Below are 15,303 nucleotides of genomic sequence, written 5' to 3'. Positions count from 1 at the left end.
GAGGTGCAAGGCTCGCACGCGGACCGACCCGCGATTGCTCGCGCAGCTGAAGCCGCAGCGCCTTGATGCTGCGGGTGGTTGGCGCTGATTTGCGTGCATTGGCGGACAAATGCCCCGGCTCATTCCGGCCGCTGCGTGGGCGACATCATCAACAAGATACTTGCATAGCGGCGAGCGGTGCCATGGGGCGGCGCTCGTGGCGCCGGCGTTTCGTGACGCGCGGCCGGCGGGGTCGCGCGTCGCCCCAGCGGAACCGGCGCTCAGCCGAGTTCGAACACCTGGCCGAATTGCGGCGCGACGAAGGCATCGTCGTCGACGCCGTGGCGCTGCCGCGCCGCCGCCAGGTCGTGAGCCGGTTGCTCACGGCCTTCGTCGGTGAGCTTGAACGTCGCAAAATGAATACCCATGGAGCGTCGGGCCGCGAGGTCGCGATGGGCTTGCACGGCATCGTCGGGATTCATGTGCTGGCGGCGCATCAAATCGCGCGGCTCATAGGCGCCGATCGGCAACAAGGCCAGATCGGGTATGCCCAGACGCTCGCGGATCCAGCGGAAATGCGGACCGTATCCGGTATCGCCCGCGAAATACAGGCGTCGTTCCGGGGTCTCGATCCAGAAGCCCGCCCACAGGCTGCGGTTGCGGTCGAACAGCCCCCGGCGCGACCAGTGCTGTGCCGGTACCGCGGTGATCGACAGAGCCTCGGCGGTCGGTCGCGCGCTGTGCCACCAATCCAGCGTCACGATCCGGCGGCTGCCCCGGCGGGCGAACCATGCATCGAGGCCGAGGCCGGCGACGAAAACCGGATCATCCCGACGAACCAGGGCGGCGATGGTGGCGCGGTCCAGGTGGTCGTAATGGGCATGGCTGATCAGCACCAGATCGATCGGCGGCAGATGCTGCCAGTCGATGGCCGGCGGCGTATGGCGACGCACGCCGATACCCGGTAGCGGGCCGACGCGCGCGGCATACACCGGATCGGTGATCAGGTTCAGGCCATCGATCTGGATGAGCACGCAGGCATGCCCGATCCAGGTCACACGCGGCGCATGTGAGCGCCGCGGCGGTATGTTCGGATTGTCTTTGTTCGCCGCATCGGGCGCGGCCGGCGGCCAGCCGGGGCCGCGTGGCCGCAACAGCCAGCGCCACAGGCCGAAGCGACTGGTCTGGCCGTGATCGTGCCAGGGGTTGGAGAAGCGTCGCCCGTCGAAGTTCGCGCCCGGGCGGGGCGGTCCGAACGATGCACTCAAGAGCCGCTGTCCACCGGCGTGTCCATTGCGTTGCCCCAGTCCGACCACGCGCCCGGATAGCCGCGCACGCGCGTGTAGCCGAGGGCCTTGAGCACCAGATAGGCGTACGACGAACGCACGTGGGTCTGGCAGTAGGTGGTCACCTCGTTCGATGCGTCGATATCGCGATCGGCAAGCATACGACGGACCTCGGCCAGATCCCGTAGTTGCCCGTGCTCGTTCTTCAGCCGGTTCCAGTCGAGATTCACCGCGCCGGGGATGTGGCCGCCGCGGGCGCTGCGGACGTCGTCACCGACAAACTCGGCTTCGCTGCGGACATCGAGAAAACGCACGTCGGCGGCATCGAGATGCTGACGGATCCACGCCCTGTCGGCGATGGCCTGCGTGCGGCGTGCAATACGGAAGTCGCCGGCCCCGGCCGCAGGCGCGCCGGACTCGAGCGCAAACGAGGCCGCCTGCCAGGCGGCCAGGCCGCCGTCCAGAAGGCTGAATGCGTCGTGGCCGGCCACGTCGAGCGTGTAGAGCAGACGCGCGGCCTGGCCGTCGCCGGCGCGGTCGTAGGCCACGATATGCGCGTCGTGACGCAGACCGGCCGCCGACAGCGTTCGCCCCAGCGTGTGGTCGTCGGGAATCAGGCCGCCGGTGTCCCCGTCACGGGCCATGATATCGGCCATCGCGATCAACCGGGCGCCCGGGATATGCGCGCGGGCGAAATCCTCGGGCGTATCGACGGCAACAATCTGCACGTCGGCGTCGTCCATCGCCGCGTGCAGCGCCGCGGGTTTGACGAACAGGTCCAGCTTGGCGGCCATGATGCTCCGTTCTCCGGTTAGACGTTTTCCCCGGCCAGGAACAGCCAGGTCGAGACCACGGTATCGGGATTGAGCGACATGCTTTCAATCCCCTGGTCGAGCAGCCAGCGCGCCAGGTCAGGGTAGTCCGATGGGCCCTGGCCGCAGATGCCGACGTATTTGTTATTGCGTTTGCAGGCGGTGATCGCTTTTTCCAGCATGATCTTGACCGCCGGGTCGCGCTCGTCGAACAGATGCGAGATCAGGCCCGAGTCGCGATCCAGGCCGAGCGAGAGCTGGGTCATGTCGTTCGAGCCGATCGAAAAGCCGTCGAAGTATTCCAGGAACTCGTCGGCCAAGACGGCGTTGGACGGCAACTCACACATCATGATGATCTTGAGACCGTTCTCGCCGCGCTTGAAGCCGTGTGATTCGAGCAGCTCGGACACGCCCTTGGCCTCGCCCAGTGTACGCACGAACGGGATCATCATCTGGACGTTGGTCAGCCCCATGTCGCCGCGCACCCGTTTCATGGCTTCCAGCTCCAGCTCGAAGCAGGGCTTGAAGTCCTCGGCCAGATAGCGCGATGCGCCGCGCCAGCCGATCATCGGGTTTTCTTCCTCGGGCTCGTAGGCGTCGCCGCCGATGAGGTTGGCGTATTCGTTGGACTTGAAGTCCGACAGGCGCACGATCACCGGCTTGGGATGGAAGGCCGCCGCGATGGTCGAAATACCTTCGACCAGACGATCGATGTAGAAGTTGACCGGGTCTTTATAACCGGCGATATGGGCGTCGATGGTCGCCTTGAGTTCATCGGGCTGCTGATCGTACTCGAGCAGCGCACGCGGATGGATGCCGATCTGACGGTTGATGATGAATTCGAGCCGTGCGAGACCCACGCCTTCGTTCGGGATCGAGGCGAAATCGAATGCCCGCTCCGGATTGCCGACGTTCATCATGATCTTGGTGCCGATCTCGGGCATCCGGTCGAGCGAGACTTCGTCGACGTTGAAGTCGATGGCGCCTTGGTAGACATAGCCGGTATCGCCTTCGGCACAGGAGACCGTCACGTCGATGCCGTCGGCGAGTTTTTTGGTGGCGTGCCCGGTGCCGACCACGGCGGGAATGCCCAGCTCACGCGCGATGATCGCGGCGTGACAGGTGCGTCCGCCGCGGTTGGTGACGATCGCCGCGGCGCGCTTCATTACCGGCTCCCAGTCGGGGTCGGTCATGTCGGTGACCAGGATGTCGCCGTTCTCGACCTTGTTCATTTCCTTGATGGAGGCGACATTGCGCACCCGCCCGGCACCCACGCGCTGTCCGATCGAGCGGCCGGTGACCAGCACCTCGTGGCCGGCGGCATCGAGGCTGTAGCGCTCCAGCGTCGCGGCATTGCTCTTCACGGTTTCCGGGCGCGCCTGCAGGATATAGAGCTTGCCGGTCTCGCCGTCCTTGCCCCATTCGATGTCCATCGGCCGGCCGTAGTGTTGCTCGATCGTCATGGCCTGCGTGGCGAGCGCTTCGGCGTCCTCATCCGACAGCGAGAAGCGGCGCTGGTCGGCGGTGTCGACGTCGACGAACTCGGTGGTCTTGCCGTGCGTGCGGTCAGCCGTATAGACCATCTTGACCGCCTTGCCGCCCTTTACGCGGCGCAGGATCGCCGGCCGGCCGGCGGTGATGTTGTCCTTGTAGACATAGTATTCGTCCGGGTTGACCGCGCCCTGGACCACGGCTTCGCCCAGGCCCCAGGAACTGGTGATGAACACCACCTTGTCGAAACCGGACTCGGTGTCGATGGTGAACATCACGCCCGAGGCGCCGGTGTCCGAGCGCACCATGCGCTGGATGCCGGCCGACAGTGCCACCTGGCTGTGCTCGAAGCCCTTGTGCACGCGATAGGAGATGGCGCGGTCGTTGAACAGCGACGCGAATACGTCCTTGATCGCGAGCATGATGTTGTCGAGCCCGCGCACATTGAGAAAGGTTTCCTGCTGGCCGGCGAAGGACGCATCCGGCAGGTCCTCGGCGGTGGCCGAACTGCGCACCGCGACCGCCATGTCATCCTGGCCCTCGGCGAGCGTGGCGAACGCATCACGGATGGCGGCTTCGAGCGCGGGCGGGAAGGGGTGGTCGAGCACCCACTGGCGGATCTTCGAGCCGGTCTCGACCAGCGCATCGACGTCGTCCACGTCCAGCGTGTCGAGCGCCTGGTTGATGCGGTCGGCCAGACCATCGTGGGCCAGGAATTCGCGATAGGCCGAGGCCGTGGTGGCGAAGCCGTCCGGCACCGAGACGCCGGCATCCGCCAGATGGCTGATCATCTCGCCCAGGGAGGCGTTCTTGCCGCCCACAGACGCGACGTCGTTCATTCCCAGCTGGCTGAACCAGGCTACATACGAGTTATCCACGCTCGCTCTCCTCCGAAGTGAAATCCACAGACACGATGTAAAAATCTCGGCTGCCGCATTCTACACGCAGGATGAACCGGCGGGCACCGTGCCGGGCGGGGTGGCTGCGGTGCGGGCCGATGAATGCCTCTGGTGGTCGCGGGGATGGTCGGGCACGATGACAGCATGAGTACGACCGATGCCCCACTGCGTTCCATTTTCTTTTTGTCCGATCGAACCGGCATTACGGCCGAGACGCTTGGCGCCACGCTGTTGACGCAGTTCGACGAGAGTCAGTTCAAGCAGTCGACGCTGCCGTTCATCAACTCCGATGAAAAAGCGCGTACCGCACTCGAATACATCGAGCACATGGGACGCACGACCGGCCTCAAGCCCATCGTGTTCTCGACTACCGTGTCGGACAGCGTTCGTCACATACTGCGCAGCGGCGACGTGTTGTTCATGGACCTGTTCGACAGCTTCCTGCCGCCGCTCGAGGCGGAACTGGAGACGAAGTCGAGTCATCTGGAAGGGCGTGCGCACGGCATCGCCGACAAGGATGTCTACGAATCGCGCATCGAGGCCATGAACTACGCCCTGACGCACGACGACGGTGTCGGCGAGCAGGGTTACGACGACGCCCACGTAATCCTGGTCGCGCCATCGCGCTGTGGCAAGACGCCGGTGTGTATCTACCTTGCCATGCAGCACGGCATCTACGCGGCCAACTACCCCCTCGCCGAGGAAGACTTTGAAGGGCGTCGATTGCCGTCAGCGCTGGCGCCGCACAAGGACAAACTCTACGGCCTGTGCATCTCGGCGGATCGTCTGCACCAGATCCGCAGCGCGCGCCGACGCGGCAGTCGGTATGCGGATGTCGGCCAGGTCAGTTACGAATTGCGTCAGGCCGAGCAGCTGTACAAGCGCCACGGCATTCCCTATGCCGACACCACCAACAAGTCGATCGAGGAGATCGCGACGCTCATCATGGAAGACAAACACCTGCGGCGACGGTCGTTCTGATGCCCGGGTGTCGTAATTCGTCAGTTGAAATGGCCGTGGTCTGCCTTATAGTCGCGCAATGGTTAAAGTAAAGCGCAACCACTGGCTCGCGGCGGCCACCCCGCGGAGCTTCACCGGCCTCATGGGGCTTTACGAGAGCAATTACCGGCGTTTCGAGCGGCTTGCTCCGGAGCTCGATCTGCCGTTCGAGCACGCCACCTCCCTGGGCGAGGACGCGACGCTGCATCTGCGTGTCATCGAGCGTTGCCGCTACACGACAACGGTTCACCTGACCTACTGGTTTGGTGATGGCGACACGGCGCGCGCCGACCCGGATCTCACGCTGCGCCTGTATCGCGACGCCCAGCTGGCCGAGGCCATCTACTGCGATGCGCGGTCGCGCTATGCCTCGCTGGCAGGTGTGCCCGACATCGACGACGCGGTACTCGACAGCCAGTGGCCGCGCAACCTGCTGCTGAACAAGTGGCTGGCCTATTGTCTGGCCCAGGGCCATAGCTTTGGCGGCGCCAATCGTCCCCGTATGGCGCCTTAGCACCGGCGGGGTGCGGCCCAGCCCTGGCACGATCGGGGCGAGACCCTATCGCTCAACGGATGGATCCGGCGCCAGCTGTAGCCCGACCCGATCGATGGTCCCGGCATCCAGGCGCCGCACGATCAGGCGCAGGGGCCCCAGTTCCACGATGTCGCCCGCCACCGGGCGGCGGCGCAGGCGCTTGCGCATGAGATGGGCCACATCGGTTCGGCGCTCGTCTTCCGAAAGCGGGATGCCGTAGACATCCGCAAGCTCGCCGCTCGATGCGCGGCCCGCCAGCGTGAAGGGGCCGAAGAACCGCCCCGGGACAAGGCCACCGTGGCCCGTATCGCCGCGGAACAGGCGCCCGAGTTCGCTGCAATGGCTCCGGGCGGCCAGCAGATAGAGTTTATCGCCCACCGCGTAGACGAAACCGCGGCGCGGAAAACGTAATCGCGAACCGCGCGTGACCGCGATTACGCGCAGGTGGTCATAGCGCGTCAACGCCTCGCCCGCGGTGTTGGCCAGAATCGAATCCGCCTCGATTCGGAACGCCATGATCTGGAACTGATCGTCACGCTCGCCGTCCAGGTCGAAGGTTTCGGCCGGCAGCGGCGCTTCGGGGACCTGCAGCTTGAGCCAGCGAGCCATGGCGCCGAGCGAGGTGCCTTGGATCAGCAGCGACACGAGGACCACGGCAAAGGTCAGGTCGAACAGGAACTGTCCGCCCTCGAGATTGATCATCAGCGGAAACAGCGACAGCACGATCGGGACCGCACCGCGCAACCCGACCCAGGCAATGAACCCCTGTTCGCGGATGGGGAAATGAAACGGCAGCAGACTCAACCATACGGCGGCCGGGCGGGCGACGAAAATCAGGAACAGGGCGATCAGGAATGCCGGCGCTGCATCGGCCCAGAGCTGGCTCGGGTTTACCAGCAGGCCGAGCACCAGAAACATGCCTGCCTGCGCCAGCCAGGCCAGGCCGTCCATGACCCGGAAGACATGCTCGGTGGCCTCGTTGCGCCGGTTGCCGACCACCACGCCGACCAGATAGATGCCGAGAAAGCCGCTGCCGCCCAGCTGATTAATGGCGGTAAAGGCCATTACACCCCCCGAGGCGATGAGCAGGGCATACAGCCCCTCGACGAGGGGCAATCGCGAAGCCAGCCACGACAACGCATAACCGAGTGCGACGCCGCCGATCGCGCCGATCCCGAATTGTCGGACCAGCTCCACGCCGACGCTGGCGATATCGAACCCCTTGCTCTGGCTGATGGCGCTCATCAGGTAGGTGACCAGGAAGATGGCCATGGGGTCGTTGGTGCCGGACTCGATCTCGAGCGTGGCGCTGACCCGCTGGTTGAGGGTGACGCCGCTGCTGCGCAGCTGCGAGAAGACCGCGGCCGCGTCCGTGCTGGCCACGATCGAGCCCAGTAGCAGCCCGTAGCGCCAGTCGACGTGGAGCACGAGCGCAATGAACGCCCCGGCCAGCGATGCGGAAACCAGGACCCCGATCGTGGCGAGCGACAGCGCCGGGCGCAGGGCGACGCGGAAGGTTTCCAGCGAAGTGCGCAGCCCGCCATCGAGCAGAATGACTGCCAGCGCGAGATTGGCGATAAAGAAAGCCAGCGGGACGCTGTCGAACTGGATATGCCCGATCCCTTCGCTGCCCGCGAGCATGCCGCAGATCAGAAAAATCAACAGCAGGGGCGGGCCGAACCGGGCCAGCGAACTCGCGAGCACGCTAAGGAAAAGAATCAGCCCGAGGCAAAACAGAATGATGTTGATATCGCTCATGCGGCAACAAGGGGGCGTTAGCAGCGACGCATTGTCGCTAAACCCTAACCGATCCCGCGTTTGCGCAGACTGATCCCGGTCGCGGCCGGGGCCGAACGTGGCCGGGCTGCACGGTTGCCAGGCTCGTATTAGAATAAGCAAAGAACCAAATAGAATATGAGGCCGTGATGACGATTTTATGCGGCGTACTGGTCGGACTGGCCCTGGGCCTGACGGGCGGCGGCGGGTCGATATTCGCGGTGCCACTGCTGATCTATGGCCTGGATGTGGCGCCTCGCGATGCGGTCGCCATATCGCTGATCGCCGTAGCGGTCACCGCCGCGTTCGGTGCCATCGAAGGCGGTCTTCGGCGCGTGCTCGAACTGCGCGCCGCGGGGATCTTCGCCGCCGCCGGCGTGGTTTTCGCGCCGGTGGGCGTATGGCTCGGCAATCGGGTACCCGCCGGCGTGACGGTCGTCGCGTTCGCTGGCCTCATGCTCGTCGTGGCGGGGCGCATGATCTTCAACGCCTATCGTGCGCCGGAACAGGCACGCGTGATTCGGGCGCGGGTCGCGCACGATGCCGCCACGGACGCGGCGACGGTCTGCCGCTACAGCGCCGATGGCCGGCTCCGGCTCACGGCACGCTGTAGCGTCGCGCTGCTGGCGTCCGGCGTTCTGGTGGGAGTGTTGTCGGGCTTTTTCGGCGTCGGCGGCGGGTTTCTGATCGTCCCGGCGCTGATGCTCGTCACCGAAATGGGCATCCACCGCGCGGTCTCGACGTCGCTGCTCGTGATTGCGCTTGTGGGCCTGTCGGGTGTGATCTCCGCGGTCGTGGCCGGGCGCCATATCCAGCCCGTGCTGACCGGCCTGTTCATACTGGGCGGCATCATGGGCATGGGGGCCGGCCGAACGCTGGCGCAATACCTGGCCGGCCGAACGCTGCAGTTCGTGTTCGCCCTGGGCATGATCGCAATCGCTGTCATGATGCTGCTGGAGCGACTCGGCATGTTGTCGTAGGCGCCAGCCGCCCGGGCCACGCCGGCTACGGGCGAAAAAAAAGCCTGCCACGGTGGTGAACCGCGGCAGGCTTGGCCTGGTCGAGTCACGGATACGCTGTCGGCGTATTTTCGTGCTCCATCTATTGGTGGAGGCGGCGGGAATCGAACCCGCGTCCGCGGATTCTCAACCCTCGGGTCTACATGCTTATTTCGTCTTTGATTGTCGGCATGAGCTACCCGACGAAAAGGGACAACTCACGCGTATCTTCGTTTACTCTTAACGGGTTGGCCCGAAGCGGGGCCTTGCCGCGAGTCTGTGAGAGTCGATACCCGGGGCCGGAAGCACAGACACTTGCCGGGCGGGCACCAGCGGGCTTTAAGCCGCTAGAGCGTAGTTGTCGTCGTTCGCAACTAGCTAATGTTGCAACCGGATTAACGAGGAAGATTGCAACCTCGGCATGCACCTCGGGTTTTGACATCCGCGTCGAAGCCATGTCGCCCCCGAAAAAGCGTCCTTATTGTAACAGCCTTCAACATGAGGCTGTGGCTTTGATTTTCAAGATCAGCCGTCAGTGCGCATGATCTGGGCCTTGCGCCGCTGCCAGTCCTGGGTTTTCTTGGTCTGGCGTTTGTCGTACTTGGCCTTGCCCTTGGCCAGCGCGATCTCCAGTTTCGCCTTGCCACGGCGCCAGTACATCGCGAGTGGGACGACGGTATAACCTTTCTGTTCGGTCGCGCCCACCAAGGTCGCCAGCTCACGCTCATGCAGCAGCAGTTTGCGTGTTCGGGTGGCGTCCGCGACCACGTGGGTCGAGGCCGATTCCAGTGGCTGTATATGGCTGCCCAACAGGAACGCCTCCCGGTCCTTGATCAGGACGTAGGCTTCCGCGATCCGGCCCTTGCCCGCGCGCAGTGATTTGACTTCCCAGCCTTCGAGAACCAGCCCGGCCTCCAGGCGGTCTTCGATGAAAAAATCGTGACGCGCGCGTCGGTTGAGCGCGATCGTGCTCGATGGCTGTTTCTTGTCCTTGCTCTTGCTCATGGACTTATTATAGCCGCCGAGGCAAGCTTTGCGGGCCATGGCGCTTACTTATCGTCCGCTACCGCAGCTCTGGTCCTCTTCCGCGCGATTCGTGATCGTCTGCACGGCGGCGATCGTGAGCCTCGGCGATTTCTGGCGCCTGCCTTATCTGTTGTCGGCCTATGGCGGTTCGGCGTTCCTGCTGGTGTACCTGCTGGCGCTGGTCCTGATGGGCATGCCGGTGTTCAGCGCGCAGGTGCTGATGGCGCGGGGCGCCCACACCGACGTGCCTGGCGTGGTGGCGCTATGGACGCGTGGTACGCCGCATTCGCGACTGTGGACGGTCGGCGCATACGCCACGCTATTGGGCGCCCTGCTGCTGCTGGCCGCCTATGCGGTGATCGCAGGCTGGTCGCTGGCCTACAGCATGCGCGCCGTGTTCGGCGGCCTGGGCGGCGGCACGATGAGCCAGGCGGCGAGCCGGTTCGTGGCGTTCGCGCGCGATGGCGAGCGCGGTCTGGGCTGGCTGTTGCTGTTCGTTCTCCTGCTGGTGGCCACCACGGCGCGCGGCCTGCCACGCGGCACGGAGCCGGTCATGCGCACGCTCGCGGCATGCATGCTCGGTTTGCTCAGCCTGTTGCTCATCGTCGTGATCTGGCACGGGCCGGCGCGTGGGGCGGCCGGGCATCTGTTCAATTTCAATCCCGGTGCGCTCGGTGTGCGGGGCGTTCTTGAGGCGTTGTACCAGGCATTCTTTTCGTTGAGTCTGGGCACGGGGGTAATTGTGGCGCTGGCCTCGCATCTGCCGGCCCGGGCGCCGGCGGTGCGCTTGTCGGCGATGGTGATCATCGCCAGCCAGATCGTGGCACTTGCGTTCGCGGTGGTGCTCGCGAGCCTGGTGCCCGGTATCGGCGATCAATTCTCGGCCGGGGTACAGCGTATATTCGAGGTGTTGCCGGCCAGCGTGCAGCCCGCCTGGACCATGGTGCTGCTGTTCGTTTTGCTGGCCATGATCAGCATGACCACCGGTATCGGTCTGTTCGAGTTGCTGGTGCAGGCGGTTTCCCATCGGGCGCGGGTGCCGCGGGTGCAGGCGTCGGTGTACACGGGGGTGGTAGTCGCCGCGCTCGGGTTGGCCGCGCAGAATGCGTTCGGCGTGCTATCGGGTTGGCGTGTGTTCGGTTACAACCTGTTCGATTGTTTCAGTCTGGTCAGCGCGCGCTGGCTGATTCCGATCACCGGGCTCATGCTCTGTGTACTGGTTGGCCGCGTGCTCGCGCGGCGTCGCCTGGTTCAGGCGTGGCGGCCACAGGGCGAGGCGACGGGACAGGACGCGGTCACGTTCGCGATCTGGCATGGCCTGCTGCGCTACCCGGCGCGCATCGCGCTGATCGCGGTCGTGGCTTATGCGCTGGGCGCCCTGCGCCTGGTCGAATCCATCTGGACTCCCTGATCCGAATGAGCCGGGACGCAATGAAGCAGATCGATGTGGTGTTTGCATTGCCGGGGCGATGCTGGCGCGAATCCGTGTGGATCCAGGCGCACGCGACGGCAGCGCAGGTCGCGAATGCCTCCGGGCTGGACGCGGTCTGTCGGGCCGAAACCGGGCAGCCACCCTCGGCTTGCGGCGTGTACGGTCGCAAAATCGGGGGGGAACAAGTGATCGCGGACGGGCAGCGTCTGGAGCTGTATCGGCCGCTGACGGCCGATCCGCGCGAGCGACGCCGGCGCCGCGCCGGAACGGATGGCGCAACGCCGACGACGGGAAGCCGCGACCGCTAGTTCGGCTTTCCGGGGAGGGCCGGGCCCTTGTGCGGTAGCGGATTCTGCGCGGTCGGCTGGTCTTGGGTCGTTACGGCCGGATTCGCGCCGGACGGGTTGTTGCCGGCGCCCGGGTTCGGCTGGGCACCCGGTGCCGGCGTGCTCTGGCTGCCAGGTGCACTCGTCATGCCGAGCGGCGTGGCCGGCCCGCTTGTGCTGCCGGACTGTTGGCCGCCCTTGAACGCCTGGGCCGTGTATTCCTCGTCGCCCTCGATATCCGACAGCTTGCCGTTGACGAAGTACAGGTCGAGCTTCGACTGGCGCACGTGCGCGTTCGGATTGCGGTAGTAGAAGACATAGTCCCAACGATCGGACTGGAACGGGGATTTGATCAGCGGCGTGCCGAGCACGTAGGCGACCTGCTTCTTGGTCATGCCTTTCTTGAGCTGGGCCACTTGCTTGGCCGTCACGATGTTGCCCTGGACGATCGGGACACGAAAGAACACCGGGAGACTGCAGGCGGAAAGCGCGAGCAGGAGCACCAGCGCAGCGATTAGTTTCATAGAAAGGAACCCTTGATTAAATCGGCCGCGGCTCGCGCTTGCCATCGCAAATTGGACTCGGTGCGTTGCCGGCCCGCAGACCGGGCGGCGAAACGCCCGGGCGAACGGGCGGCCGAGCCGAATAACGCGGCAGGGCGGCAGCCCGCGCCGGGCCGGAGCTTCGCGCGCGCCCGGGCGGCGTTATCCGTCTTTTATTGGCGCTCAGCAAACCGCTCTCCTTCTTCCTTGCCTGCCGCGGGCGGTTTCCGCCGCGCGGCCGCGTCAGATCTGATCAGAGGTTGTGCCCCCATGTCGCGAACCGCATCATACGGCACGGCTTTTTCGCCTGCCAAACGATTGCATTCGCGCCTGAGTCGATTTGGGGATCGATCGATCGTGCGTCTTGCTCCGTCCGGGCGCTCAGTCGGGTGCCGTGCCGGCCCGGGCAATCATGTCGGCCGCATGCGCGCGCGTCTGTTCGGTCAATTCGACGCCGCCCAGCATGCGCGCCAGTTCCTCGATGCGATCGTCGTCATCCAGCGCGGTGATGCGCGTGCTCGTCTGCCGGTTCTTTACCTGCTTGGCGACATGCAGGTGGTGCTGGGCCTGCGCCGCCACCTGGGGCAGGTGTGTCACGCACAGCGCCTGGCCGCTGGCGCCGAGCGCGCGCAGTTGCCGGCCGACGATCTCGGCCACGCCGCCCCCGATGCCGGTATCGACCTCGTCGAACACCAGGGTCGGCACGCGTGTGCGCGCGGCGGCGATCACTTCAATCGCGAGGCTGATGCGGGACAGTTCGCCGCCGGAGGCGACCCGGTCGAGTGGGCGGGCGCTCTGGCCGGGATTGGCCGCGATCAGGAATTCGATGTGGTCGGTCCCGCGGGTCGAGACGCGTTCGCTGGCCCCGGGGCGCACGCGAACGCTGAATTCGCCTTCGGGCATGCCCAGGGAACGAATGATGCCCGTGATGGCGCGGCCCAGCGGTTCGGCGGCGCGCAACCGCGCCTGGCTCAGGGTCCGTGCGGCGGCCGTGTAGGCTTCGAGCTGTTTCTGTTCCGCCGCCTTGAGCTGGGCCCGCTTTTCGTCGGCCCCTTCCAGTTCGGCCAGTTCGCGGCGCAGGCGTTCGGTCAGCGTGGGCAGTTCTTCCGGCGCGACATGATGCTTGCGCGCGATGTCGCGCAGCGTGCCGAGCCGGTTCTCGACTTCGGTGAAGCGCTGCGGGTCGATATCCAGGGCCTCGACATGACGGCGCAGGCTGTCGGCCGCCTCCTGGGCCTGGATCAGCGCATTGCCGACCAGTTCGGCGATGGGCCGGAATCCGGCGTCGATATCGCCAAGCTCGCACAGAAGTCGTTCCGTCGCGCCCAGGCGTTCGGTGGCGGCCCCGTCTTCGGCCTCGTAGAGCAGGGCGAGTGCCCGCTGGCCGTCACCGATCAGGCGTTCGGCGCTGGCCAGCCGCTTGTGTTCGGCTTCCAGTGCTTCGATCTCGCCGGCTTCGAGCCCCAGGGCGTCGAGTTCGTCGACTTGATAACGCAACAGATCGATGCGCGATTCGCCGCGGCCGTCGCGTTGCTCGATGCGTTCGATCGCCGCCCGCGTTGCGCGCAGCTGTCCGGCGGCCTCGGCCGCCGCGCGCAGTGCCTCGGCATGTTCGCCGTATTCGTCCAGGAGGTCGCGCTGTGCATCGCGCTTGAGCAGTGATTGATGCGCGTGCTGGCCATGAATGTCGACCAGGCATTCGCCAAGCGATTTGAGCTCGCGTACCGGCACGGGCGTGCCGTTGATCCAGCCGCGGCTGCGGCCCTCGCGGGCGACCACGCGGCGGATCACGCACTCATCATCGGCATCCAGTTCGTGGTCGGCGAGCCAGACCGCCGCGGCGGGTGCGTCGGCCAGGCTGAAGCGTGCGCTGATATCGGTTCGGTCGGCGCCTTCGCGCACGGCGGCGCCATCCGCGCGATTACCCAGAATAAGACTGAGTGCATCGATCAGGATCGATTTGCCGGCGCCGGTCTCGCCCGAGAGCACCGTCATGCCCGATCCGAATTCGACCGCCAGGCGGTCGATGATGGCGAAGTTCCGGATGGTTATTTCTGCCAGCATCGCTGTGTTCCGATTCGGCGCCGTGATACGGCACGATATGACTGTATGAAAATACAGTTCTACTGTATCAGACCCGATGCGCCTGTTGTCCTCGTCCCCAGTGGAGCTTGTTGCGCAGAATGTTGAAGTAGTCGTAACCGGGCGGGTGAATCAGGTTCAGGTCGTACGGTGCACGGGCGACGACCACGCTGTCGCCCGCGGCCAGGCCCCGGCTCAGTTGGCCGTCGCTGGTATACAGCGCGCCGCCCTCGATCGTCTGCGCGATGTGGATCTCGATTTCGTGATCGGCATCCACGATGAGTGGCCGGTCGGACAGGGTATGCGGACAGATCGGCACGAGGGCGAGCGCATTCAGGCCGGGATGCAGCACCGGGCCGCCACCGGACAGCGCGTAGGCCGTGGAGCCGGTAGGGGTGGCGATGACCATGCCGTCGGCGCGGTGGTGGCTGATGAAATCGCCGTTCATGTAGGTATCGAAATCCAGTACCCGGGCGAACGCCTGGTTGCGCACCACGCACTCGTTGATGGCGGGCATGCCGTCGGCCTCGATCTCCCGGCCGGCCGGCTTGAGCCGCGCGCTGATCATCAGGCGTGCCTCGGCGATGTAGCAACCGGCGAACACGTCGTCGAACGTCGATTTCATGTCGTCCGGCAATACATCGACCATGAAGCCCAGGCGGCCGAGATTGATGCCCAGCAGCGGTACGCCGTGCGCGGCGACCGCACGCCCGGCGTCGAGCAGCGTACCGTCGCCGCCGACCACCACCACCAGATCGCTGGCCGCGCCCAGCTCGGCGCGCGAACAGGCTTCCACGCCGTAGACCGCGGGGTCGTGCGAATCGTCGATCAATACGCGCTTGCCGCGACCGAGAAGATCGGCGGTGAGTGCGTGCAGGGTGCGCATTACGCCGACATCGTCGCGTTTCGCGCAGATGCCGACGGTGGAGAAGAGGGTGCCCATCGAGGCCGAGTCCATGGCCGGGTGATGGGCCCAAGCATTCACAGGTTCGATGACAATTTCAACGCGCATGACCTGAACGCGACGCCGGGACGGGCGCCCGGAAACATTATTCGATGTCTTGAAATACGCACGGCCAGCCCAATTCTTGGCTTCAGTCCGCGCCGCGACCGCGTCATG

At 65.4% G+C, this 15,303-nt stretch carries 13 protein-coding genes and 1 other RNA gene; 5 read left to right on the top strand and 9 right to left on the bottom strand.

All coding sequences use genetic code 11. From position 1 onward, the window contains the following. Positions 1-260: 260 nt before the first annotated feature. The 3 genes from ACS8YF_RS11510 to ppsA are packed head-to-tail and all read right to left on the bottom strand — an operon-like array spanning position 261 to position 4,446. Positions 261-1,247, bottom strand: coding sequence for an MBL fold metallo-hydrolase (locus ACS8YF_RS11510; protein ID WP_440850362.1), 987 nt, complete (start codon positions 1,245-1,247; stop codon positions 261-263). After that, positions 1,244-2,059 carry a sulfurtransferase gene (locus ACS8YF_RS11505; protein ID WP_440850361.1) on the bottom strand — a complete coding sequence of 272 codons (816 nt, stop codon included), beginning with the start codon at positions 2,057-2,059 and terminating at the stop codon, positions 1,244-1,246. Before ACS8YF_RS11505 ends, ACS8YF_RS11510 begins: the two co-directional genes overlap by 4 nt. A gap of 17 nt (positions 2,060-2,076) precedes the next feature. Then, complete coding sequence (gene ppsA / locus ACS8YF_RS11500; RefSeq protein WP_440850360.1) at positions 2,077-4,446, bottom strand: phosphoenolpyruvate synthase; 2,370 nt, start codon at positions 4,444-4,446, stop codon at positions 2,077-2,079. A gap of 165 nt (positions 4,447-4,611) precedes the next feature. Here ppsA and ppsR point away from each other — a divergent pair, with 165 nt between their 5' ends. Together ppsR and ACS8YF_RS11490 are read left to right on the top strand one after the other, a co-directional pair. Continuing rightward, a complete protein-coding gene (gene ppsR, locus ACS8YF_RS11495) occupies positions 4,612-5,448 on the top strand; it encodes a posphoenolpyruvate synthetase regulatory kinase/phosphorylase PpsR (RefSeq protein ID WP_440850359.1) in 837 nt (278 codons plus the stop codon). 58 nt (positions 5,449-5,506) lie between these two features. Continuing rightward, positions 5,507-5,980, top strand: coding sequence for a DUF1249 domain-containing protein (locus tag ACS8YF_RS11490; RefSeq protein WP_440850358.1), 474 nt, complete (start codon positions 5,507-5,509; stop codon positions 5,978-5,980). A gap of 45 nt (positions 5,981-6,025) precedes the next feature. On the opposite strand, the gene ACS8YF_RS11485 is transcribed toward ACS8YF_RS11490, so the two are convergent. Further along, positions 6,026-7,759, bottom strand: a complete 1,734-nt coding sequence (locus ACS8YF_RS11485; protein WP_440850357.1) for a potassium/proton antiporter — start codon at positions 7,757-7,759, stop codon at positions 6,026-6,028. A gap of 167 nt (positions 7,760-7,926) precedes the next feature. Here ACS8YF_RS11485 and ACS8YF_RS11480 point away from each other — a divergent pair, with 167 nt between their 5' ends. Beyond that, entirely contained in the window at positions 7,927-8,757 is an 831-nt protein-coding gene (locus ACS8YF_RS11480; protein WP_440850356.1) for a sulfite exporter TauE/SafE family protein, read from the top strand. Positions 8,758-8,882: 125 nt separating this feature from the next. Here ACS8YF_RS11480 and ssrA read toward each other — a convergent pair. Together ssrA and smpB are read right to left on the bottom strand one after the other, a co-directional pair. Beyond that, positions 8,883-9,241: a transfer-messenger RNA gene (ssrA, locus tag ACS8YF_RS11475) on the bottom strand. Between the two features lie 59 nt (positions 9,242-9,300). Then, positions 9,301-9,780, bottom strand: coding sequence for an SsrA-binding protein SmpB (gene smpB / locus ACS8YF_RS11470; protein WP_440850355.1), 480 nt, complete (start codon positions 9,778-9,780; stop codon positions 9,301-9,303). A gap of 37 nt (positions 9,781-9,817) precedes the next feature. Between smpB and ACS8YF_RS11465 the strand changes: the two genes are divergently transcribed. Both ACS8YF_RS11465 and ACS8YF_RS11460 read left to right on the top strand, forming a co-directional pair. Next, on the top strand, positions 9,818-11,212 hold the full coding sequence (locus tag ACS8YF_RS11465; RefSeq protein WP_440850354.1) for a sodium-dependent transporter: 1,395 nt from the start codon (positions 9,818-9,820) through the stop codon (positions 11,210-11,212). Between the two features lie 20 nt (positions 11,213-11,232). Beyond that, positions 11,233-11,541 carry an RnfH family protein gene (locus ACS8YF_RS11460; RefSeq protein ID WP_440850353.1) on the top strand — a complete coding sequence of 103 codons (309 nt, stop codon included), beginning with the start codon at positions 11,233-11,235 and terminating at the stop codon, positions 11,539-11,541. On the opposite strand, the gene ACS8YF_RS11455 is transcribed toward ACS8YF_RS11460, so the two are convergent. From ACS8YF_RS11455 to ACS8YF_RS11445, 3 genes are all read right to left on the bottom strand, one after another. Then, on the bottom strand, positions 11,538-12,083 hold the full coding sequence (locus ACS8YF_RS11455; RefSeq protein ID WP_440850352.1) for an outer membrane protein assembly factor BamE: 546 nt from the start codon (positions 12,081-12,083) through the stop codon (positions 11,538-11,540). The genes ACS8YF_RS11460 and ACS8YF_RS11455 overlap by 4 nt on opposite strands. Before the next feature lie 399 nt (positions 12,084-12,482). Next, complete coding sequence (gene recN / locus ACS8YF_RS11450) at positions 12,483-14,165, bottom strand: DNA repair protein RecN (protein ID WP_440850351.1); 1,683 nt, start codon at positions 14,163-14,165, stop codon at positions 12,483-12,485. 67 nt (positions 14,166-14,232) lie between these two features. After that, positions 14,233-15,195, bottom strand: coding sequence for an NAD(+)/NADH kinase (locus ACS8YF_RS11445; protein WP_440850350.1), 963 nt, complete (start codon positions 15,193-15,195; stop codon positions 14,233-14,235). Positions 15,196-15,303: the final 108 nt, after the last annotated feature.

The organism is Salinisphaera sp. SWV1, assembly GCF_052044155.1.
Classification (GTDB): domain Bacteria; phylum Pseudomonadota; class Gammaproteobacteria; order Nevskiales; family Salinisphaeraceae; genus Salinisphaera.
This window is presented reverse-complemented; position numbering and strand designations above follow the sequence as displayed.